Origin of the sequence: Nocardia sp. NPDC058480 (genome assembly GCF_042720495.1) — a bacterium.
Taxonomy (GTDB): domain Bacteria; phylum Actinomycetota; class Actinomycetes; order Mycobacteriales; family Mycobacteriaceae; genus Nocardia.
Genome location: NZ_JBHXMN010000004.1, coordinates 213,241 through 235,521 on the forward strand (window position 1 = coordinate 213,241; position 22,281 = coordinate 235,521).

At 66.7% G+C, this 22,281-nt stretch carries 24 protein-coding genes; 20 read left to right on the forward strand and 4 right to left on the reverse strand.

The features are described 5' to 3' along the window. Positions 1-5 precede the first annotated feature (5 nt). Entirely contained in the window at positions 6-953 is a 948-nt protein-coding gene (locus ACFWO8_RS12650) for a DNA glycosylase AlkZ-like family protein (protein WP_378948902.1), read from the reverse strand. Between the two features lie 231 nt (positions 954-1,184). Next, positions 1,185-1,562, reverse strand: a complete 378-nt coding sequence (locus tag ACFWO8_RS12655; protein ID WP_378948905.1) for a BlaI/MecI/CopY family transcriptional regulator — start codon at positions 1,560-1,562, stop codon at positions 1,185-1,187. A 216-nt stretch (positions 1,563-1,778) separates the two neighbouring features. Here ACFWO8_RS12655 and rox point away from each other — a divergent pair, with 216 nt between their 5' ends. From rox to dinB, 4 genes are all read left to right on the forward strand, one after another. Beyond that, the gene (gene rox / locus ACFWO8_RS12660; protein ID WP_378948910.1) at positions 1,779-3,218 is read left to right on the forward strand and encodes a rifampin monooxygenase; all 1,440 of its coding nucleotides are present in this window, start codon (positions 1,779-1,781) and stop codon (positions 3,216-3,218) included. 83 nt (positions 3,219-3,301) lie between these two features. Continuing rightward, on the forward strand, positions 3,302-4,186 hold the full coding sequence (locus ACFWO8_RS12665) for an RNA polymerase sigma-70 factor (RefSeq protein WP_378948913.1): 885 nt from the start codon (positions 3,302-3,304) through the stop codon (positions 4,184-4,186). Between the two features lie 91 nt (positions 4,187-4,277). Then, complete coding sequence (locus tag ACFWO8_RS12670) at positions 4,278-4,751, forward strand: flavodoxin family protein (RefSeq protein ID WP_378948916.1); 474 nt, start codon at positions 4,278-4,280, stop codon at positions 4,749-4,751. 33 nt (positions 4,752-4,784) lie between these two features. Continuing rightward, positions 4,785-6,020, forward strand: coding sequence for a DNA polymerase IV (gene dinB, locus ACFWO8_RS12675; RefSeq protein WP_378948919.1), 1,236 nt, complete (start codon positions 4,785-4,787; stop codon positions 6,018-6,020). Here dinB and ACFWO8_RS12680 read toward each other — a convergent pair. Next, positions 6,017-6,613, reverse strand: coding sequence for a TetR/AcrR family transcriptional regulator (locus ACFWO8_RS12680; RefSeq protein WP_378948922.1), 597 nt, complete (start codon positions 6,611-6,613; stop codon positions 6,017-6,019). The two genes, dinB and ACFWO8_RS12680, sit on opposite strands and share 4 nt — an antisense overlap. A gap of 114 nt (positions 6,614-6,727) precedes the next feature. Here ACFWO8_RS12680 and ACFWO8_RS12685 point away from each other — a divergent pair, with 114 nt between their 5' ends. Further along, on the forward strand, positions 6,728-7,759 hold the full coding sequence (locus ACFWO8_RS12685; RefSeq protein ID WP_378948925.1) for a hypothetical protein: 1,032 nt from the start codon (positions 6,728-6,730) through the stop codon (positions 7,757-7,759). Positions 7,760-7,766: 7 nt separating this feature from the next. Continuing rightward, positions 7,767-8,120 (forward strand): PLD nuclease N-terminal domain-containing protein, encoded by a 354-nt coding sequence (locus ACFWO8_RS12690; protein WP_378948929.1) that lies wholly within the window; start codon positions 7,767-7,769, stop codon positions 8,118-8,120. Between the two features lie 31 nt (positions 8,121-8,151). Here ACFWO8_RS12690 and ACFWO8_RS12695 read toward each other — a convergent pair whose 3' ends face one another. Beyond that, complete coding sequence (locus ACFWO8_RS12695) at positions 8,152-9,231, reverse strand: class 1 fructose-bisphosphatase (RefSeq protein WP_378948933.1); 1,080 nt, start codon at positions 9,229-9,231, stop codon at positions 8,152-8,154. A gap of 160 nt (positions 9,232-9,391) precedes the next feature. On the opposite strand from ACFWO8_RS12695, the gene ACFWO8_RS12700 reads away from it, so the two are divergent. The 14 genes from ACFWO8_RS12700 to nuoK all read left to right on the forward strand — a co-directional run bounded on the left by ACFWO8_RS12700 (position 9,392) and on the right by nuoK (position 22,281). Then, positions 9,392-9,874, forward strand: coding sequence for a MerR family transcriptional regulator (locus tag ACFWO8_RS12700; RefSeq protein WP_378948935.1), 483 nt, complete (start codon positions 9,392-9,394; stop codon positions 9,872-9,874). Then, the gene (gene trxA, locus ACFWO8_RS12705) at positions 9,874-10,221 is read left to right on the forward strand and encodes a thioredoxin (RefSeq protein WP_378948937.1); all 348 of its coding nucleotides are present in this window, start codon (positions 9,874-9,876) and stop codon (positions 10,219-10,221) included. The genes ACFWO8_RS12700 and trxA overlap by 1 nt, the downstream gene beginning before the upstream one ends. Before the next feature lie 88 nt (positions 10,222-10,309). Then, entirely contained in the window at positions 10,310-10,894 is a 585-nt protein-coding gene (locus tag ACFWO8_RS12710) for a DinB family protein (protein ID WP_378948940.1), read from the forward strand. Positions 10,895-10,993: 99 nt separating this feature from the next. Then, positions 10,994-11,395 (forward strand): hypothetical protein, encoded by a 402-nt coding sequence (locus ACFWO8_RS12715; RefSeq protein WP_378948943.1) that lies wholly within the window; start codon positions 10,994-10,996, stop codon positions 11,393-11,395. Positions 11,396-11,767: 372 nt separating this feature from the next. Then, positions 11,768-12,148 carry an NADH-quinone oxidoreductase subunit A gene (locus tag ACFWO8_RS12720; protein ID WP_056819816.1) on the forward strand — a complete coding sequence of 127 codons (381 nt, stop codon included), beginning with the start codon at positions 11,768-11,770 and terminating at the stop codon, positions 12,146-12,148. Between the two features lie 10 nt (positions 12,149-12,158). Next, positions 12,159-12,713 (forward strand): NuoB/complex I 20 kDa subunit family protein, encoded by a 555-nt coding sequence (locus ACFWO8_RS12725; protein ID WP_378913693.1) that lies wholly within the window; start codon positions 12,159-12,161, stop codon positions 12,711-12,713. Next, a complete protein-coding gene (locus tag ACFWO8_RS12730) occupies positions 12,710-13,462 on the forward strand; it encodes an NADH-quinone oxidoreductase subunit C (protein ID WP_378948946.1) in 753 nt (250 codons plus the stop codon). Before ACFWO8_RS12725 ends, ACFWO8_RS12730 begins: the two co-directional genes overlap by 4 nt. Beyond that, positions 13,462-14,775, forward strand: coding sequence for an NADH dehydrogenase (quinone) subunit D (gene nuoD / locus ACFWO8_RS12735; RefSeq protein ID WP_378948949.1), 1,314 nt, complete (start codon positions 13,462-13,464; stop codon positions 14,773-14,775). The genes ACFWO8_RS12730 and nuoD overlap by 1 nt, the downstream gene beginning before the upstream one ends. Positions 14,776-14,877: 102 nt before the next feature. Beyond that, complete coding sequence (nuoE, locus tag ACFWO8_RS12740) at positions 14,878-15,594, forward strand: NADH-quinone oxidoreductase subunit NuoE (RefSeq protein WP_378948952.1); 717 nt, start codon at positions 14,878-14,880, stop codon at positions 15,592-15,594. Then, positions 15,591-16,913, forward strand: a complete 1,323-nt coding sequence (nuoF, locus tag ACFWO8_RS12745) for an NADH-quinone oxidoreductase subunit NuoF (RefSeq protein WP_378948955.1) — start codon at positions 15,591-15,593, stop codon at positions 16,911-16,913. The genes nuoE and nuoF overlap by 4 nt, the downstream gene beginning before the upstream one ends. After that, entirely contained in the window at positions 16,910-19,369 is a 2,460-nt protein-coding gene (locus tag ACFWO8_RS12750; RefSeq protein ID WP_378948958.1) for an NADH-quinone oxidoreductase subunit G, read from the forward strand. The genes nuoF and ACFWO8_RS12750 overlap by 4 nt, the downstream gene beginning before the upstream one ends. Next, positions 19,362-21,152, forward strand: coding sequence for an NADH-quinone oxidoreductase subunit NuoH (gene nuoH / locus ACFWO8_RS12755; RefSeq protein ID WP_378948961.1), 1,791 nt, complete (start codon positions 19,362-19,364; stop codon positions 21,150-21,152). Before ACFWO8_RS12750 ends, nuoH begins: the two co-directional genes overlap by 8 nt. Next, positions 21,149-21,985, forward strand: a complete 837-nt coding sequence (locus ACFWO8_RS12760; protein WP_378948964.1) for an NADH-quinone oxidoreductase subunit J — start codon at positions 21,149-21,151, stop codon at positions 21,983-21,985. Before nuoH ends, ACFWO8_RS12760 begins: the two co-directional genes overlap by 4 nt. Beyond that, the gene (gene nuoK, locus ACFWO8_RS12765; RefSeq protein WP_056819797.1) at positions 21,982-22,281 is read left to right on the forward strand and encodes an NADH-quinone oxidoreductase subunit NuoK; all 300 of its coding nucleotides are present in this window, start codon (positions 21,982-21,984) and stop codon (positions 22,279-22,281) included. The genes ACFWO8_RS12760 and nuoK overlap by 4 nt, the downstream gene beginning before the upstream one ends.

Here is a 22,281-nt window from a genome sequence, read left to right on the forward strand (position 1 = left end):
CAATCTCAGCCCACGCGCAGGCCGAGCCCGCGCGCATCGATCGCCTCGGCCAGCCGATTCACCGCCGCGGACAGCGCTCGCTTCGGGGTTCTGCGCGCGTCGAACATCGACACCACGACTTCTGTGCCGACCTGTTCCCAGGTGCCCGAGATCCGGCCGCCGACCACTACCAACGGGGAGATCCAGCCCGCTGTCCTGCTCACCTTCGACCGGTGCTCGGCGGGCAGTAGCGCGGTGTCGCCCGTTCCAGGCCCCAAGACGTACTGGTCGAACGGGCCGAGCAGATGGATGCCGCCGTCGAGAGTCGCCGCCGCGAGATCGTCGACGAACTCGCTCGGCATCCAGCCGATCCGGCCGTCGACGTCGACCTCGGTCAGCGCCTCGCCCATGGCCGCGAACCAGCCACGCACCACGGGTTTGCGCACGCTGTTGCGGCTGAGCCACGCATCGAACGCCTCCGGTGTCGCGGGACCGTACGCGCCGAGGTAGGCGCGGATCAGCGTCGGTGCGGCGATGTCGAGTTCGGGTATGCCCTGCCACCCGGAAGCCAGGTCGGCCGGTGCGGTGAAGGTGACCTTGTTGCCGCGCGCGGGACCGTGGCACAGCGCGCCCTGCCAGGCCAACGGTTTGAGCACCGCACCCCACCCGGACCGTAATTGCTCGCCGAGGTGGGCGAAGCCGGGTTCGGCGAGGACCGCCTCGACCAGTTCGTCCCGGGTCATCACCTGACCGGCCAGGACGCCGGACACCACCTCCACCAGGGCAGCCACCTGCTCAGGGGTCGCACCGAAAGTCCTCTGCCATGCGGGTTTCTCCCACGTGCGGGCCGATCCGATCAGCGAGAGCGCCGCCGCGGCCTGCTCGGGCACCATCGCGTGCAGGGTGCCACGCATCGCCCATGTCTTGATCAGCGTGCCCGCGCCCAACGCCTCGCCGACGTCGAGTGCCGGCATCGGAACTGCGCACCGCGACAGCCAACTGCGCCGCCGACGCCACCTGCGCCTGCACCCCGGCCAGCCTGGTCGCGACATTCTCGACCGACCCCGCGGTCGGTGCCGCGACGAACTGACGACCCAGCCGCCAGGCGAACACCTGATCCCATCCGACACTGAGCATGCGTCCCCATCCCATGACCGATCCCGTTGGACGTCCCCATCAGATCAGATCACCCCGACACGTTCGGGCTAGCTCGCCTCGGTCCGTCGGGTGGCGACTCGGCGCAATGCCGCGCGCAATCCCGCGAATTCGTCGTCACTGATCCGGTCGACGAAATAGTTGAGAACGAGGTCGGACCGCCCGCCGACACCGAGCGCTTCGTGCATGAGCTGGGCGCTGTGTTCCTCGCGGGTCAGCGTCGGCCAGTACCGGTACGCGCGCCCCTCGCGCTCCCTGGCCAGCCACCCTTTGCGGTGCAGATTGTCCATCGTCGACATCACGGTGGTGTAGGCGATGTCGCGTTCGGTCGCGAGTTCGTCGAACAGTTCGCGCACCGTGGTCGTGTCCACATCGCGATCCCATAGCCGATCCATCAGCACCGCCTCGAGATCCCCGAAACCACGCACCGCCGATCGACTCCTTCACCTTGCCCGAACCGGCTTCACAGTACCGGCACTGCCTCGGTGAGAGTCGCGAGCATGGCAATGGCAAAGAGGGAAACCCGCTCCTTGCCACTTCTAATCTATAGCGCACCCCGGGGCTTGCGGCAAGACCCCGGTCATGCCGCACAATCTCTCGGCAAGCCCGCAACCTGCGGAAATCTGGTCGAAGGGGAGTTTTCGATGATCGAGGTGATCGTTGCCGGCGGTGGACCCACCGGCATGATGCTGGCCGCCGAATTGCGGCTGCACGGGGTGCATGTGGTGCTGTTGGAAAGGGACACCGAGCCGACGAAGATCGTCCGCTCGCTCGGCCTGCACGCGCGCAGTATCGAGATCATGGATCAGCGCGGTCTGCTGGACAGGTTCCTCGCGCTCGGCCGCAAGCATCCGGTCGGCGGTTTCTTCGCCGGGATCCCGAAACCGGCACCCGAGCGACTCGACACCGCCCACCCGTATGTACTCGGCATCGCGCAACCGCTCACCGATCAGCTGCTGAGCGAGCACGCCACCGAGCTCGGTGCCGAGATCCGGCGCGGCACCGAGGTGGTCGGACTGAGCCAGGACGACGACGCGGTCACGGTCGACCTGGCCGACGGCACGCAGGTGCGTTCGCGCTACCTCGTCGGTTGCGACGGCGGCCGAAGCACCGTACGCAGGCTGCTCGGCGTCGTGTTTCCGGGTGAGCCCAGCCGGGTCGAGACGCTGCTCGGCGAAATGGAATTGACCGCGTCACCGGAAACGATCACCGAGGTGATGACCGAAGTCCGCAGAACCCAGCTGCGATTCGGTGCGATGCCGCTGGCCGGCGGGGTCTATCGCGTGCTCGCCCCCGCGGCCGGAGTCACCGAGGACCGCGCGGTCGCGCCCACCTTCGACGAACTGAAGCAACAGCTCATCGCCACCGCGGGTACCGACTTCGGTGCGCACTCACCACGCTGGCTGTCGCGTTTCGGCGACGCCACCCGCCAGGCCGAGCACTACCGTGTAGGCCGCGTGCTGTTGGCAGGCGACGCGGCCCACATTCACCCGCCCGTCGGTGGACAGGGCCTCAACCTCGGCGTTCAGGACGCGTTCAACCTCGGATGGAAACTGGCCGCGCAGATCAACGGCTGGGCACCACCGCACCTGCTCGACACCTATGAGGCCGAACGCCACCCCATAGCCGCCGACGTGCTCGACAACACCCGCGCCCAGATGGAACTGATGTCCCTCGACCCGGGACCACAGGCGGTGCGCAAGCTGGTATCGCAACTGATGGACTTCGACGACGTGAGTCGTTATCTCACCGAGAAGATCATCGCCATCGGAATCCGCTACGACTTCGGCCAGGGCGATCCACTGCTCGGTCGGCGGCTGCGCGATATCGCCTTGAAACGCGGCCGCCTCTACGCGCAGATGCACGCGGGCCGTGGACTCCTGCTCGACCAGACCGGGCGCCTGTCGGTGCGGGGATGGGCAGACCGGGTCGACCACATCGTCGATGTCAGCGAAGAACTCGACGCCCCCGCGGTGCTCCTTCGCCCTGACGGGCATGTGGCGTGGGTCGGGCAGGACCAACAGGATCTGCTCGCCCACCTGCCTGTCTGGTTCGGCCGAGAGGACCTCGCCACGCTGCGTTGACGTGGCGCGCGACAACCGCTGTGGTTGCGCCGACTCGCTGTCTCCCGGAATCATCGGCGTATGAGGTTCGCAGGGGTGGCCCGATGACCGAGCTCGACACGTTCGCCACATACCGGCCACTGCTGTTCACGATCGCCTACGAAATCCTGGGCTGTGCCGCCGATGCCGAGGATGTGTTGCAGGACAGCTACCTTCGCTGGCGCGATGCGACGGAGGTGACGCATCCGCGCGCGTATCTGGTGCAGATCGTCACCCGTCAGGCGATCAACCATCTCCGCTCGACCCGGCGCCGCCGCGAGGACTACGTCGGCACCTGGCTCCCCGAACCGATCCGCACCGCGCCGGACGCGGGCCACGATGTGTTGCTGGCGGAGTCGGTGTCGATGGCCATGTTGCTCGTGCTGGAAACCCTCGGCCCCACCGAACGCGCGGTGTTCGTCCTGTCGGAGGTGTTCGGGCACAGCCACGGCGAGATCGCGGAGATGATCGACAAGTCCGACACCGCCGTGCGGCAGATCGCGCACCGGGCCCGCGCGCATGTGGCGTCACGGCGCCGCCGCTTCCAACCGGACTCCGACACCAGCCGCGCGGTGATCGGCCGTTTCCTGCTGGCCGCCAACACCGGTGACATCGGCGCGCTGATGGCTGTGCTCGCACCCGACATCGTCCAGATCTCCGACGGTGGTGGCCGCGTGAGCGCCGCGCGCCGCCCGATCATCGGTGCCGAGCCCGTCGCGCGGTTCCTGATCGGGCTGGCACAGAACTCGATGGCGGGCGCGACTGTCGAATTCGGCAGTTTCAACGCACAGCCTGCGGTGATAGCCCGATCGAAGACCGGCGAGCTGGACACGGTGCTGGTGGTCGAGATGACCGACGACCTCGTCACCGGCCTCTACGCGGTCCGTAACCCCGACAAATTGCAGTCCATCGATGTGTTCCGCACCCTGAACATCGCCGCCGAGCTGTGACGGAGGACACATCTCCCCCGTGTCACGCTGAACCCCCGAGCGGTGTCTCCGAGAGTGTCCAGCAATGCAGCGGAACGAAAGGACCATCCCCATGAAGGTCATCCTCGTGTGCAAGTCGGTCTCGCACGGCAACACCCAGCGCGTCGCCGAGACCATGAGCCAAGTTCTCGGTGGCCGGGTCGTCGCCCCCGCCGACATCGATCCGGCCGAGCTCGCCGACTGTGACCTCGTCGGCTTCGGCTCGGGGATCTACTACATGGATTTCCACCCGGAACTGCGCCGATTCATCGCATCGCTACCAACCGGGCACCAGGGCAAGGCGTTCGTGTTCCGCACCAGCGGAGTCGCGGAACCACCGTTCCGCCGCTACGTCACCACCCTGACCAAGAGCATCGAACGGAAGGGCTTCGACGTGGTCGATGCCTTCGACTGCCGCGGCTTCGACACGATGCTCCCGTTGCGCCTCGTCGGCGGCATCCGTAAGGGCCACCCCGATGCCACCGACATCACGGCCGCTCGCACGTTCGCCGAAAACCTGCGGGCCAGGACCATCGCAGCACCCTGACCGGCCTAACTCGTCATACCCCGATGCGAACATATGTTCGTGTCCGATTCCGCCGCCCCACGTCGCCCGCGTATCCAGTCCCGCGCCGATGCCTCGATCCTGCACGCCGACCTCGACTCGTTCTACGCCTCCGTCGAACAGCGTGATCAGCCGTGGCTGCGTGGCAAACCGGTCATCGTGGGCGGCGGGGTGGTGCTGGCGGCCAGTTATGAGGCCAAGGCGTTCGGTATCCGCACTCCGATGAACGCGGGCCAAGCGCTGCGCTTGTGCCCGCACGCGATCGTCGTGCCGCCGCGAATGTCGGCCTATGCCGAGGCGAGCAAGGCGGTGTTCGCGGTATTCGGTGACACCACCCCGGTGGTGGAGGGGATCTCGATCGACGAGGCGTTCCTCGACGTCAGCGGGTTACGCCGGATCAGCGGCGAGCCGATCGACATCGGCCACCGGCTACGCGCCCAGGTGGCGGAGCGGGTCGGCCTGCCCATCTCCGTGGGTATCGCCTGCAACAAGTTCCTTGCCAAGGTCGCCTCCGCCGTCGCCAAACCCGACGGGTTGCGCCTTGTTGAACCCGGCACAGAGCTCGACTTCCTGCACCCACTGCCGGTGGAGCGATTATGGGGCGTCGGCAAAGTCACCTCGGCGACCTTGCACGCCAACGGCATCACCCGCATCGGCCAGCTCGCCGAACTCGGCGAACCCCATCTGCGCGCGATCCTCGGTCCCGCCGCGGCCCGCCACCTGTTCGCGCTGTCCTGGGCTCGCGACCCACGGCGCGTGGAAACCGGCAAACGGCGACGCTCGATCGGCGCCCAACGGGCTCTCGGCCGACGCCCCCGCGAGCCCGAAGAGATCGCCGCCTATCTCGACGGCCTCACCGACCGCCTCGGCCGCCGCCTGCGCGCCGCCGACCGTGTGTGCCGAACAGTGGTGCTGCGCCTACGTTTCGACGATTTCACCCGAGCCACCCGCTCCCACACCCTCGTCGAAGCCACCGACGCCTCCGCCGCGATCCGTCACGCCGCCCGCCTGCTTCTGCACACCGCGCAACCGCTCATCACCGACCGCGGCATCACCCTGATCGGCCTGTCGCTGACCAACCTCGACGACGCCGACACCATGCAACTCACCCTGCCCCTGGAGGCACGCGCCGAGAACACCCTCGACGCCACCCTCGACGACTTGCGCCGCCGTTTCGGTTCCACCGCCGTCACGCGTGCCGCACTGCTGCGCAGCGGCGAAGGGATCTCGGTTCCGCTACTGCCCGACTAGCCGCGCCGACGAACCAGCGGCAGGTACACCTCGTCGACGATCTCGACCAGTACATCATCGGGAGCGGTCGGCACGCCACGCAGCACGAACTCGTTGCGCAGCAGCACCACCGCGACCGTGGCGACCCGCGGATGCAGGCACTCCGGCGGCGCTTCGCCGCGCGCCACCGCACGCCCGAGCACCGTCAACCACATCGCGGCCGTCCCATCGGCCGACTGTTCTGGCAGCTGCGCCAGCATTTCCGCGGCACCACCGGCAGCGGCGATCAGTTCGCGCATGATCGCACCGAGTGTCGAACTCCAGTGCCGGTTGGCCCGGCGCAGCAATTCGAGGGCGTCGTCGCGCAGGTCACCCGTATCGGGCACGTCGACGGTGGTGGCCAGCTGCCGATACGCGGCGATGCCGAGCGCGAGCCGGTTGGGCCACCGCCGGTAGAGGGCGTTCTTGTTGGTCCCCGCACGCTGGGCGACCTTGTCCATGGTCAGTCCGGCGTAGCCGGTCTCGATGAGTTCGACCGCGGCGGCCCGCAGAATCGCGTCCTCGAGTTCGGTGCCACGCCTGCGCGTCGCACCCGGCTTCCCCTGGTCCACCATCGTCGATCTCCTCCGAAGTTCGTACGACCGTACCTTAGTAAACCATCCTTGTAGCCTGTTAACTCTTGATATACGGTACTGAACGTACCTTATTTGCTGAGAGGGAGACCCATCATGCGCGCCAACGGAATCACCTACGACACAGGCTTCATCCGCGACGGCCAATCGTCTCGCCCACACTTCGACCCTGAAATCGTCCACCAGGAACTGCGGATCATCCGCGACGATCTGCACTGCACGGCGGTCCGCATCGTCGGCGGCGACCCCGACCGGCTCGAGCTCGCCGCCGCCTACGCCGCCGACCTGGGCCTGGAAGTGTGGTTCTCGCCGTACCCGCTCGAACAAACCACCGCGCAGATGCTCGATCTCCTCGTCGACTGCGCCGAACGCGCGGAACGCATCCGGCGGCAGGGCGCCGAGGTGGTGTTCGTGACCGGTGCCGAATTGAGTCTGATGAACATCGGCTTCCTGCCCGGTGAAGGACTCGACGAACGAGTCGCGGCACTGGCCGTGCCGGGTGCACTCCCCGAATTGGTCGGCGAGGTGGGCACGCGCATCACTGACTTCCTCGGCGCCGCGGTGCCGCTGGTCCGCGAACACTTCGGCGGCAAGATCACCTATGCCGCAGTGCCGTTGGAACGGGTCGACTGGACACCGTTCGACATTGTGTCCCTTGACCTGTATCGCTCCGCCGAGGTCGCTGACCGGTTCGCCGACGGCGTCCGGGACTTGGTCGCGCAGGGAAAGCCCGTGGCCATCACCGAATTCGGTGCCGCGAGCTTCCGCGGCGCCGGCGATGTGGGTGCGCGCGGACTCGAGGTCGTCGAGTACGGTCCCGGCCCCGTCCGCCTACGCGCCGCCCTCCTCCGCGACGAAGCAGGCCAGGCCGCCTATCTGCGCGAACTGCTGCGACTCTTCGAAGACGGCGGTATCGACAGCGCCTTCGTCTTCCTCTTCGCCCTCTACGACATGCCGCACCGTCCCGACGGCGACCCCCGAGACGACCTCGATCTCGCCAGTTACGGCATCGTCAAAGTGCTCGACCGCACCGGACACACCTACCCCGGCCTGGAATGGGAGCCGAAACTCGCCTTCGCCGCGGTCGCCGACCACTACGGATCCACCGTGGGAGCCGACGTGGAATAATCGCCGAATGCCTTACGCCGTCATCGGCTTCCTGACGCTCGCCCTGTGGGTGTATTGCCTGGTCGACATCATTACCAGCCCCGACACGGGCATCCGGCACCTACCGAAAATGGGATGGATCATCGTCGTCGTCCTGATCCCGACGATCGGCGCGCTGTTGTGGTTGTTCGCGGGTAGGCCTGTCGGCGAGTCACGGCCTGCCTCGAATACCCGGTTCAGTGAATACGATCGGCCCGGTCGCCGGGTCGCGTCGAATCCCGACGACGACGAGGCCTTCCTCCGCGGCCTGCGTGAGCGCGCCGAACAGCAGCGTCGCGAGGCCCGCAGGCAACAGGAAGAACGCGATCAAGACCCGGCCTGATCACCCCAGAAGCACTGGACCGGTCGCGCGTCTACGTGCGCTGGTCGTGCTTGGCGGGCCGGAACAGTGATCGCGTCCCGAACAGTGAACTGTCGAACCGCTTGCCCGCGTCCGGTTCCCGGTGATAGCGCTCGATACGCAACACCTCGTTGCGGGAACCGAAGATGAACGGCACCCGCTGATGCACCTGGGCCGGGGGGACCTCCATCATGCGTTCGTGCCCGGTGGTCGCCGCCCCACCCGCCTGCTCGACGATGAACGCGATCGGATTCGCCCCGTACAGCAACGAAACACGACCCGGCAGTGCGGGATTGCGGGTGTCGCGCGGGTAGAGATACAGCCCACCCCTGGTCAGGATGTGAAAGGTGTCGGCCACCAGCGACGCCACCCACCGCATATTGAAATCGCGCCCCCGCGGCCCCTCGACTCCCTCCAGGCACTCGAGCACATACCGGCGCACCGGCCGCTCCCAGAACCGCTCATTGGCGGCATTGATCGCGAAACCCGAAGTGTCCTCCGGAATTCGCATCTGCGGATGAGTCAGCACGAACGCGCCGATCTCCCGATCGAGGGTGAACCCGTCGACCCCACTGCCGGTGGTGAGTACCAGCATGGTCGCGGGCCCGTACAGCGTGAACCCCGCACACACCTGCTCCACACCTGGTTGCAGGAAGTCGGATTCGGCGGGTTCCGCGTCGCCGGCGACCACCTCTTCAGGCGCCCGCAGAATGCTGAAAATCGAACCGACAGGCAGGTTCACGTCGATGTTGCTCGACCCGTCCAGCGCGTCATAGGCCAGTAGATACTTGCCCCGCCGCTGAGCAGCGGGCAACACGGTCGCGTGCTGCTCGGACAACAACCCCGATAAATGCCCGGACCACTGCGTCTGCCCCACCATGATCTCATCGGTCAGCACATCGAGGCGCCCACTCACCGACGACTCGTCGTCGACCCCCGACCCGATGATCGCCCCACGCGTCACCTGATTGGCAATGATCTTCGCCGCCGTGGCTACCACATTGACCAGCGCGGAGAACTCCCCTGAAGAACCGGGGTGCCGATGTTCTTCCTCGATCGTGTAGCGAGTGAGTGTTTTCAGTCCATTCGGCATCCGGCAACAGCCCCTATGAAATCCGGTGTGTCCCTTGCCCTTTCCAGAATGGCTCACAACACGCTCACAATCAATGTGAACCCGCCCGACAACATGGGCCGCGCCTTGATCGGCCGTCACGCTTGACCTTGCCCCTGGGGGCAGCGTTTACATTCGCTGTATGAGGATCGGAGAGCTTGCGCGGCTGGCTCAGCTCAGCCCCAAGGCCATCAGGCGGTACGAGGCTTTGGGGCTGGTCGCGCCGGAACGTCACCCCAACGGCTTCCGCGAATACGACGACCACACCGTCCGGCTGGTGCAGGAAATCCGATCCCTGAATCGTCTGGGAATCCCGGTGGAGGAGACCCGTCCGTTCCTGGACTGCCTGGCGACAGGCAGCGAACACGTAGACGACTGCCCGGCCTCACTGGCCGAATACCAGCGGACCATCGACGCATTGAACGCGGAAATCGAAGCGCTCACCGCCCGCAGAGACGCCCTCGCCGATCGACTCCGCGACGCCGCGCACCGCCACGGCACCACTCGAACGCTCCCGTGGCCAGAAGCGGTCTTTGCGCGGCAGCCCCTATCGGGCCGCGATGGGGCGATCGAACGGCACGCCGAGCAACCCCACGACAGCCCCACCGAACTGAAGGAATCATGATGACCCAGAGTTCCGCGATCGCAGGCACCGTCGCGGTGACCGATGAATCATTCGACCGCGACGTCCTCGCCCACCCGGGCCTCGTCCTCGTGGACGTCTGGGCCACGTGGTGCCCTTCGTGCAAAATGATCGCCCCCGTGCTGGCCGAAGTCGCCCGCGAACGCGCGGACACCCTCGCCGTTCGCACCCTCAACGCCGACGAGAACCCGCTCACCGCCCGCAATTACCAAGTGATGGCGGCCCCGACGCTGCTGCTCTTCCGGGACGGCCAACTCCTGCGCACCCTCGTCGGCGCCCGCTCGAAGGCTCGACTCCTCGCCGAGTTGGACGCCGCGCTGAGCAAATGATCCCGGTAGACGGGTACCGACGTCGTCGATACCGTTGTCGCCAGGGGCGAGATCCTCGCAGCTACACCAACTACGAGGAGAGACAACCTTGACGGTCAGCCGCACCATGGCCCCGAGCTTCTTTGCCCAGCCGCTCCGGAATCAGCTCGCCGGTTTCCTCGACGACCATCGCGAGTCATTGCGGAACTGCCTCGACGGGATGACCGAGGCGCAAGCGCGACGCTCACTGGTGTCGTCGCGAACAACGCTGCTCGGCCTGGTCAAGCACGCGACCTTCGTCGAGAGGGTGTGGTTCGACGAGGCGATCAGCTGCCGCTCACGCGCGGAGATCGGAATCCCCGAGACTCCGGACGAATCGTTCGTGCTCGAGGAGTCGGACACGATCGCGTCCATCCGAACCGCCTACGACCAGGCGTGCGACGCGTCCCGAACGGCCGCGGCGGACCTCGACCTCGATGACCTCGTCCACGGCAACCGACGCGGCCCGCTCCCGACGCGGTGGGTCTACCTGCATGTGCTGCGCGAGCTCGCGCAGCACTGCGGACACGCCGATATTCTGCGCGAGCAGATCCTGTCGACCGAACTCGCCGACGACCAACCCGATCAGCCCATCGGAGAAGGGGTTGCGACGATTCCGCTGGGCGGCAACGTCGTCGGAGACGCCGACGGGTAGCTCCCGGACGCCCGCGACGGAGGTCCTTGCGCCGCAGGCCAACTGCCTGATCCGGCGAACCTGCCACGGTGGCGCCACACCCGGACGTACGATCCGAGCGTGGCCGAATCCAATGGTTCCACCCCCTTGCGTGTGCTGGTCTACAGCAACGATGCCGATACCCGCCAACAGGTGATCCTGGCGCTGGGTCGCAAGCCGCGTGCCGATCTACCCGAGCTCGATTTCTTCGAGGTCGCCACCGCACCGGTGGTCATCGAGCAGATGGATGCGGGTGGGATCGATCTGGCGATCCTCGATGGCGAATCGGCTCCGACCGGTGGCCTCGGTATCGCCAAGCAACTCAAGGACGAGATCGAGCAGTGCCCGCCGGTGGTCGTGCTCACCGGTCGGCCCGATGACGCCTGGCTGGCCAACTGGTCGCGTGCCGAGGCCGCCGTCTCACACCCGATCGACCCCACGCAGCTCACCAACGCGGTCGCCGGGGTCCTGCTCGCCCGCTGACCCGGAGCGTCCGGGCATCGTCCCGAACCGTCGGATAGTCCGCTTCGCACCTTTCTGTTCATCACCACTGGTAATGCCAGTGGTTCGCTGCCGCATGCCCGCTGACGATTACCCCCGTATCGCTCATGAATCGCGGTACCGATATCGATCAAACCCCGCCCCGGAAACGTGCGGCGGAGCCCCGAAACAGCGGTAGTCTGTGCTCTAGCTCACACGAGCACGGGCTCTTGTATAACGCTCCGTCATCGCTGCACAGCCTTGCGCGAGCCCCGGTTCGGCGGACAACGTTGTCGGCCCCGTCTCGCCGAAAGCTGCCGTCCGCGGCCGGGCCACACGGCTCGGCCTGCTCCAGCGAGGAGGGGAAGTGCAGTCGTGAATATCGAGGTGCCCGCACTCGTACTCGGCGCCATCGCCGCGGCGTTCGCGGTGTTCTCCGTCATCATGGCGTCGCTGATCGGCCCGAAACGCTACAACCGGGCCAAGCTCGAACCCTATGAATGCGGCATCGAGCCGACCCCGCACGCCATCGCCGGTGGCCCGGGAAATGCAGCAGGACAGCGCTTTCCGGTGAAGTACTACCTCACGGCGATGCTGTTCATCATCTTCGACATCGAGATCGTGTTCCTCTACCCGTGGGCAGTGCATTTCGACACGCTCGGGCTGTTCGGTCTCGCCGCGATGGCGCTGTTCATCGTCAATGTGTCTGTCGCCTACGCCTACGAGTGGCGTCGCGGCGGCCTCAGCTGGGAATGAGTGGGAAATAATGGGTCTCGAAGAGAAACTGCCAAGCGGGTTCCTGCTGAGCACGGTCGAGGATTTCGCCGGCTACCTGCGTAAGGGCTCGGTCTGGCCCGCCACGTTCGGGCTGGCGTGCTGCGCGATCGAGATGATGGCTACCGGCGCCGGACGATTCGACATCGCCCGCTTCGGCATGGAAGCGTTCCGCGCCTCCCCACGCCAGGCCGATCTGATGATCGTGGCGGGCCGGGTGAGCCAGAAGATGGCGCCGGTGCTGCGCCAGGTCTACGACCAGATGACCGAGCCGAAATGGGTGCTGGCCATGGGGGTCTGCGCGTCCTCGGGCGGCATGTTCAACAACTACGCCATCGTGCAGGGCGTCGACCACATCGTCCCGGTCGACATCTACCTGCCCGGCTGCCCGCCGCGCCCGGAGATGCTGCTCAATGCGATCCTGGCGCTGCACGCGAAAATCGCCGAGATGCCGATGGGCGTCAACCGCGAGGAAGCGATCCGCGCCGCCGAAACAGCCGCGCTGGCCAGCACGCCGACCATCCGGATGGAGGGGCTGCTGCGATGACCTTCGACTCCCCCGACAACACCGACAGCCCTGCGGGACAAGAAATTCCGGAGGAATCGCCCGTCCAGCCGCAACCGAAACCGCCCGAGGACGAGGTGATCGGCACCCGGCGCGGCATGTTCGGCGTCAGCGGCACCGGCGACACCTCCGGCTACGGCGGCCTGGTCACCCCGGTTGCCCTGCCCGCGGGCACCCCGCCCCCGTACGGCGGCTGGTTCGACGCCTTCGTCGGCACGTTGCGCGCCGCGCTCATGGGACGGGTCATCGCCTTCGATACCGTGATCGAGAGGATCGTGGTGTTCCGCGGCGAACTCACCCTGCACGTGCGGCGCGAACACCTCGTCGCCGTCGCGAGCACGCTGCGCGACGACAGCTCCCTGCGATTCGAACTGTGCCTGGGTGTCAACGGCGTGCACTATCCCGACGACGAAGGCCGCGAACTGCACGCCGTCTATCACCTGACGTCGATCACCCACGGCCGCCGCGTGCGGCTGGAAGTGTCCGCGCCCGATGCCGATCCGCACATCCCGTCGCTGTTCTCGGTCTATCCGACAACCGACTGGCACGAACGCGAAACCTACGACTTCTTCGGCATCCTCTTCGACGGGCACCCCTCCCTGACCCGCATCACCATGCCCGACGACTGGCGCGGCCATCCGCAGCGCAAGGACTACCCGCTCGGCGGGATCCCGGTGGAGTACAAGGGCGCGCGCATACCGCCGCCCGACGAGCGGAGGACCTACAGCTGATGACCGACACCGACTTCCGCCGCGACGAACCGCCGGTAGTGACTGTCGCAGGCCAGGACTGGGACCAGGTCAGCGAAGTGATCGACGGCGGCGCCGAAGAACGCATCGTGGTGAACATGGGCCCACAGCACCCCTCCACCCACGGGGTGTTGCGCCTGATCCTCGAGATCGAAGGCGAAACCGTCACCGAGGCCCGCTGCGGCATCGGCTACCTGCACACCGGCATCGAGAAGAACCTGGAATTCCGCAACTGGACCCAGGGCGTCACCTTCGTGACCCGGATGGACTACCTGTCCCCGTTCTTCAACGAAACCGCCTACTGCCTCGGCGTCGAGAAACTCCTCGACATCACCGAGCAGATCCCCGAACGCGCCACCGTGGTGCGGGTGCTGCTGATGGAGCTCAACCGCATCTCCTCGCACCTGGTTGCCCTCGCGACCGGCGCCATGGAACTGGGCGCGCTCACCCCGATGCTGTTCGGCTTCCGTGAACGCGAACTCATCCTCGACGTCTTCGAAACCATCACCGGCCTGCGGATGAACCACGCCTACATCCGCCCCGGCGGCTTGGCCCAGGATCTCCCCGACGACGGCGTCACCAAAGTCCGTGAACTCCTCGACCTGCTGCCCGGCCGGCTCCGCGATATGGAGCACCTGCTCAGCGCAAACCCGATCTGGAAGAAACGCACCCAGGACATCGGTTACCTCGACCTCACCGGCTGCATGGCCCTCGGCATCACCGGCCCCGTCCTGCGCGCCACCGGCCTGCCGCATGATCTGCGCAAATCAGATCCGTATTGCGGTTACGAGAACTACGAATTCGACATCCCGACCACTACCGGTTGTGACTGCTACGGCCGCTACATCATCCGCGTCGCCGAGATGGCCGAGTCGATCAAGATCGTCGAACAGTGCCTGGACAAGCTGCGGCCGGGACCGGTGATGATCGACGACAAGAAGATCGCCTGGCCCGCCGATCTGGAACTGGGCCCCGACGGTCTCGGCAATTCACCCAAGTACATCGGCAAGATCATGGGCACCTCCATGGAATCGCTGATCCACCACTTCAAGATCGTCACCGAGGGCATCAGAGTGCCTGCCGGACAGGTGTATTCGGCGGTGGAGTCCCCGCGTGGGGAACTGGGTGTGCACATGGTCAGCGACGGCAGCACCCAGCCCTATCGGGTGCACTACCGCGACCCCTCGTTCACCAACCTGCAAGCGGTGGCCGCGATGTGCGAGGGCGGCATGGTCGCCGACGTGATCGCCTCGGTCGCCAGCATCGACCCTGTCATGGGCGGAGTGGACAGATGAGCAATAGATACCGTCCGGGCACTGACCTCTCACTGTGCGGAGTGGACAGATGAGAAACAAATACCGTCCGGGCACTGACCTCTCACTGTGCGGAGTGGAACGATGACTATCGAACAGTCCTCCAGCACACCAATTCTCCTGAAGCTCAGCACGCGCCCAGAGCCCTATCCACCGCACGTGCGCGAACGCCTCGAACTGGACGCGAAGGAGATCATCACCCGCTACCCACACCCCCGCTCCGCGCTGCTCCCCCTGCTGCACCTGGTGCAAGCCGAGGAAGGCTGCGTGACCGGTACCGGCATCGACTTCTGCGCCGACCACCTGAACCTCACCGGCGCCGAAGTGACCGCGGTCGCCACGTTCTATTCGATGTACCGGCGCACCCCCACCGGCGACTACCACGTCGGCGTGTGCACGAACACCCTCTGCGCGGTCCTCGGCGGGGACGCCATCTACGAAGCACTGCAACAACATCTGGCAGTAGGACACGGCCAAACGACCCCCGACGGCGCCATCACCCTCGAACACATCGAATGCAACGCCGCCTGCGATTACGCGCCGGTCATGATGGTGAACTGGGAATTCTTCGATAACCAGACCCCCGAATCGGCGATCGCGATCGCCGATGCCTTGCGCGCGGGCCACCAGGTCCGCCCGACCCGCGGCGCACCACTGTGCACGTTCCGTGAGACCGCCCGCATCCTCGCCGGATTCCCCGACGAGCGCCCCGGCGCGCTCGAAGGCGCACCGGGCGCACCCACCTTGGCAGGGCTCGAAACCGGTGCGGCAGAAGATGACTCGGCAGGGGGATCGCGATGACGACGCTCACCCCGGTACTCAGCGAACACTGGGCCACCCCGCGATCCTGGACCCTCGAAAGCTACCGCGCGACCGGCGGTTACGACGGACTCCGCGCCGCCCTGCGTACAACGCCCGATGAGGTAATCCAAACCGTCAAAGACGCGGGTCTGCGCGGTCGCGGCGGCGCGGGCTTTCCCACCGGCATGAAATGGTCGTTCATCCCGCAGGGCCCCGGCCCCGACGGCACAACGAAACCGCACTACCTCGTCGTCAACGCCGACGAATCCGAACCCGGCACCTGCAAAGACATCCCGTTGATGCTGGCCACCCCGCACACCCTCATCGAAGGCATCGTGATCGCCGCGTACGCGATCCGGGCGGCGACCGCGTTCATCTACGTCCGCGGCGAAGTGGTGCCGGTCCTTCGCCGACTCCAAGCCGCCGTCGCCGAGGCCTATTCGGCGGGCCTGCTCGGCCACGACATCCTCGGCTCGGGCTTCGACCTGGACCTGATCGTGCACGCCGGCGCGGGCGCCTACATCTGCGGTGAGGAAACCGCCCTGCTCGACTCACTGGAAGGCAGGCGCGGGCAGCCCCGGCTGCGCCCACCGTTCCCTGCGGTCGCGGGCCTGTACGCATGCCCGACAGTGGTCAACAACGTGGAATCCATTGCCAGCGTGCCCTCGATCCTGCGCAACGGCACCGAATGGTTCCGCTCGATGGGCAGCGAGAAGTCACCCGGCTTCACGCTGTACTCCCTGTCGGGACACGTCGCCCGACCTGGCCAGTACGAGGCCCCGCTCGGCATCACTTTGCGCGAGCTGCTCGACTACGCGGGCGGCGTGCGGGCCGGGCATACCCTCAAGTTCTGGACCCCCGGGGGTTCCTCGACGCCGATGTTCACCGACGAACATCTCGACGTCGCCCTCGACTACGAAGGTGTCGCCGCCGCCGGATCCATGTTGGGCACCAAGGCCTTACAGATCTTCGACGACACCACCTGCGTGGTGCGCGCGGTCCTGCGCTGGACCGAGTTCTACGCCCACGAATCGTGCGGCAAATGCACACCGTGCCGTGAAGGCACCTACTGGCTCGTGCAATTGCTGCGCCGGCTCGAAGCGGGCCACGGCACCGAGGCCGACCTGGACAAGCTCGCCGACATCGCCGACAACATCAACGGCAAATCGTTCTGCGCGCTCGGTGACGGCGCGGCCAGCCCGATCTTCTCCTCGCTGAAGTACTTCCGCGAGGAATACCTCGCGCATCAGCGACTCGGCGGCTGCCCGTTCGACCCGGCCGCCTCCACCGTGTGGGCGCCAGCGAAAGAGGACCGATGACAGCCATTGCCCCGGGTAACAGCAGCGGTGTGGTGCCCACCGACATGGTGAGCGTCACCATCGACGACACCACCATCGAGGTGCCCGCCGGAACCCTGCTGATCCGCGCCGCCGAACTGATCGGCGTGCAGATTCCCCGCTTCTGTGACCACCCCCTGCTCGACCCGGTCGGCGCGTGCCGGCAGTGCCTCGTCGAAGTGGAAGGGCAGCGAAAGCCGGTCGCCTCCTGCACGATCCCGGTCACCGACGGCATGATCGTGCGCACCCAGATCAGCTCCCCGGTCGCCGAGAAGGCCCAGCGCGGGGTGATGGAGTTGCTGCTCATCAACCATCCGCTGGATTGCCCGGTGTGCGACAAAGGCGGCGAGTGTCCGCTGCAGAACCAGGCGATGTCGACCGGTAGCGCCGAATCCCGCTTCGAGGGTGAGAAACGGACGTACCCGAAGCCGATCCCGTTGTCCACGGCGGTGCTGCTGGACCGGGAGCGGTGCGTGTTGTGCGCACGGTGCACCCGGTTCTCCCAGCAGGTCGCCGGTGACCCGTTCATCGAGCTGATGGATCGTGGTGCGCTGCAACAGGTCGGCATCGCCCAGGCCGAGCCCCTCGACTCCTATTTCTCCGGCAATACCGTGCAGATCTGCCCGGTGGGTGCGCTCACCGGCACGTCCTACCGTTTCCGGGCCCGCCCGTTCGACCTGGTCTCCACACCCAGCGTCTGCGAACACTGCGCCTCGGGGTGCGCCCAACGCACCGACCATCGCCGCGGAAAAGTGTTGCGCCGCTTGGCCGGTGACGATCCGCAGGTCAACGAGGAATGGAACTGCGACAAAGGCCGCTGGGCCTTCGCGTACGCCACCGAACGCGACCGCCTCACCACACCGATGGTGCGCGGCTGGGACGGCGTCCTCGCCCCCGCCTCCTGGACAGAAGCCCTCACCGCCGCCGCCGCGGGCCTGAGCGCCGCGATCGGCAATGCCGGAGTACTCGTCGGCGGCCGAGTCACCGAGGAAGAGGCCTACGCGTACAGCAAGTTCGCGCGAATGGTCCTCGCTACCAACGACATCGACTTCCGTAGCAGGGTGCACTCGGAAGAGGAGCAACGATTCCTCGCCGCCCGCGTCGCCGGACGCGGTGTCCAGGTCGACTTCGCCGCGCTCGACAGAGCCCCTGTCGTGCTGCTGGTCGGGTTCGAACCGGAAGAAGAATCGCCCATCGTTTACCTGCGGCTGCGCAAAGCAGCACGGACACGTGGGCAGCGGGTGGTGTCGCTGGCACCGTTCGCGTCCCGCGGCCTCGAACGGATGTCGGGCGCGCTTATCCAAACCCCGCCCTGCGGCGAAGCCGATGTCATCACCTCGATCATGGCCGAGAACTCCGCTGATGCCACCGAACTCATGGCGATGCTGAACACACCGGGCGCGGTCGTCATGGCGGGCGAACGTCTCGCGGGCAGCCCCGGTGCGCTGTCGGCGGTGACCCGGCTGACCGATGTCACCGGTGCCGCGCTGGCGTGGGTGCCGCGTCGTGCGGGCGAGCGCGGTGCGCTGGAGGCGGGCGCACTGCCTGGCTTGTTGCCCGGCGGCAGGCCGGTGGTGGATCCCGCTGCGCGCCAACAGGTGCGGCATCGCTGGCAGTCCGCAGAACTCCCGGTCACGCTGGGGCGCGATGCCACCGCGATCCTGTCGAGCGCGGCCCAGTTGGGGGCGCTGGTCATCGGCGGTGTCGACCCGGCCGATATGCCCGACCCGGCGGCCGCACTCGCCGCCATCGACGCCGCCCGGTTCGTCGTCAGCCTGGAAATGCGGCACAGCGCCGTCACCGAACGTGCCGACGTCGTCTTCCCGGTGGCGACCGCGATGGAGAAGTCCGGCACCTTCCGCACCTGGGAAGGCCGACCACGCCCCTTCACCGCGGCCTCGCTCGACACCACCCGCCGCGTCGCCGCCCCCCAGTCGGACCTGCGGGTATTGCAATCGCTGGCCGCGCAGATGGGCGTCCCGATCAACTTGCCCGACACCGCCGCCGCCCGCACCGAACTCGACGCGCTCGGCACCTGGAACGGCGCCCCCCTCGCGGCACCGGAGCTGACCAGCCAGACCCGCCCCGTGCCCGGCCCGGGAACGGCCGTGCTGGCCGGCTGGCGGATGCTGCTCGACGCCGGTCGCATGCAAGACGGTGAACCCAACCTCGCCGGCGTCGCCCGCCCGCCCGTCGCACGCCTGTCGGCCGCGACCGCCGCCGAGATCGAAGCCGACGATGCCGATCACGTCATCGTCTACACCGATCGCGGCGAGATCTCGGTGCCGCTGATGATCACGGACCTGCCCGACCGGGTGGTGTGGCTGCCGCTGCACTCGCCCGGCTCGACGGTCGCCGCCGAACTCGGTGTGACACCCGGCGCCGTGGTGCGCCTGCGTCGCGCCGACGACAGGATGAAGGAACACCGTCATGAGTGATCGAGTGCTACTCCTCGCGGCCGACGCCGGACCTGTCTTCGGCACCGACCCGCTGTGGCTGGTGGTGGTCAAGGCGCTCGGCGTGTTCGTCTACCTGATGCTGGTGCCGTTGATCGCGGTATATGCCGAGCGCAAAGTCGTCGCGTGGATGCAGATGCGGATCGGCCCCAACCGGATCGGCCCCGGTGGCATGCTCCAGTCCGTCGCCGACGGTGTGAAGATGGCGCTCAAGGAAGACATCATCCCGGCCATCGTCGACAAGCCGATCTTCGTGCTCGCCCCGATCATCTCGGTGATCCCGGCGTTCATGGCGTTCGCGGTGATCCCGATGGGCCCGGAGGTGTCGATCTTCGGGACGCGCACCGCGTTGCAGCTCACCGACATGCCGGTCGCCGTGCTCTACATCCTCGCCATCACCTCCATCGGCGTGTACGGCATCGTGCTGGCCGGCTGGTCGTCGGGCTCGACGTACCCGCTGCTCGGCGGCCTGCGCTCGACGGCACAGGTGATCTCCTACGAGATCGCGATGGCACTGACCTTCGCCACGGTGTTCCTGCTGTCGGGCACCATGGCGACCTCCGAGATCGTCGGCGCACAGGAGGGCACCTGGTACGTCTTCCTGCTGCTGCCATCGTTCCTCATCTACTGCGTGTCGATGGTCGGCGAAACCAACCGGGCGCCCTTCGACCTGCCCGAAGCCGAAGGTGAACTGGTCGGCGGCTTCCACACCGAGTACTCGTCGCTGAAATTCGCGATGTTCATGCTCGCCGAATACGTGAACATGGCAACGGTGTCGGCGCTGGCGACCACGCTGTTCCTCGGCGGCTGGCGGGCACCGTTCCCGATCAGCCTGTGGGAGGGCGCCAACTCCGGATGGTGGCCGCTGCTGTGGTTCACCCTCAAGGTGTGGACGTTCCTGTTCGTGTTCGTCTGGCTGCGCGGCACGCTGCCCCGGCTGCGCTACGACCAGTTCATGAACCTCGGCTGGAAACTGCTCATCCCCACCTCGCTGGTGTGGGTGATGGTCGTGGCCGGTGCGCGGGTGCTCGACCTCGAAGGCCTCCCCGGGCAGAACCTGATCCTGGTCGGTGTGGGTCTGGTGATCACCGCGGCGATGATCGCGATGTTCCTGCGCGCCGGCCGCAGCAAGGGACTACCACCGTTGCCACCACAGGAGCCCTCGACCTCGTCGGTGTTCCTCGGATTCCCGGTCCCGCCGATGCCACCACGGCCCGCGAACGACGAACCCCAGATCGGTTTGTTCGAACCGCTCGCCGGATTCGCGGTTACCGCGGCCACGATGTTCAAGAAACCCAATACCGAGTCCTACCCCGAAGAGAAGGTGCCGACCGCACCGCGCTATCACGGTCGCCACCAGCTCAACCGCTACGAGGACGGACTCGAGAAGTGCATCGGCTGCGAACTGTGCGCGTGGGCATGCCCGGCCGACGCGATCTTCGTCGAAGGTGCCGACAACACCGAGGAGGAACGCTTCACCCCCGGTGAACGCTACGGACGCGTCTACCAGATCAATTACCTGCGCTGCATCGGCTGCGGCCTGTGCATCGAGGCTTGCCCGACGCGCGCACTGACGATGACCAACGAATACGAACTCACCGACGACAACCGCGCCGACCTCATCTACGAGAAGGACCAGCTGCTGGCACCCCTGCAGCCGGGCATGACGCCCGCGCCACACCCGATGGCACCGGGCACGGATGCGGCCGACTACTACCTGGGCCGGGTCGGTCCCGCACCGTCGGAGCAGGAGGTACTGCGATGAGCACCGCACAGATGCTGGCCGCCGAGATCGCCGACACCTCCACCGGCGAGGCCGTGTTGTTCTGGGTGCTCGCCCCGATCGCGGTGCTCGGCGCACTGGGCATGGTGACCGCCGCCAAGGCCGTGCATTCGGCAATGTGCTTGGCCGCCACCATGATCGCGCTCGCCGTGTTCTATATCGCGCAGGGCGCACTGTTTCTCGGCGTCGTGCAGATCGTGGTGTACACGGGCGCGGTGATGATGCTGTTCCTGTTCGTGCTGATGCTCGTCGGCGTCGACTCCGCGGAATCGCTGCGGGAAACGTTGCGCGGACAGCGCATCGCCGCCGCGATCGTCGGGGTCGGATTCGGGTTGCTGTTCATCGGCGGCATCGGCGCGGCCTTGCGTGACAGCGGAACCAGCTTCCCCGGCCGCGGTTTCGGCGACCGTGATGTGATTGCCGAACTCGCCGAGTTGATCTTCCTGCGCTACGTGTGGGCCTTCGAACTCACCGGCGCACTGCTGATCACCGCCACTATCGGTGCGATGGTGCTGGCCCACCGTGAGCAGTTCACGCCCAAACGCGGGCAGCGCGAAATGTCGCGCGACCGGTTTCGCACCGCGGGCGAACGGGCGACTCCGCTGCCGACACCGGGTGTCTACGCACGCCACAACGCTGTCGACAGCCCCGCCCAGCTCCCCGACGGCTCCTTCGCCGAACTCTCGGTGAGCACGATCCTGCGTCACCGCCGCACCCGCGCTCACACCGAGGCCGCCGTGGCCTCGGTCGGCACGCTGCGTGAGGACGAGATCAGCGACGACAACCCGACGGCCGACGAGGAAGGCAAGCGGTGAACCCCCAGAACTACCTGTTCCTGTCTGCGCTGCTGTTCACCATCGGCGCCGCGGGAGTGTTGTTGCGCCGCAACGCGATCGTGGTGTTCATGTGCGTGGAGCTGATGCTCAACGCGGTGAATCTGGCGTTCGTCACCTTCGCCCGGTTGCACGACAACCTCGACGGGCAGGTGATCGCGTTCTTCACCATGGTGGTCGCCGCCGCCGAGGTCGTCGTCGGCCTGGCCATCATCATGACGATCTTCCGTGCCCGCCGGTCGACCTCGGTCGACGACGCCAACCTGCTGAAGTTCTGA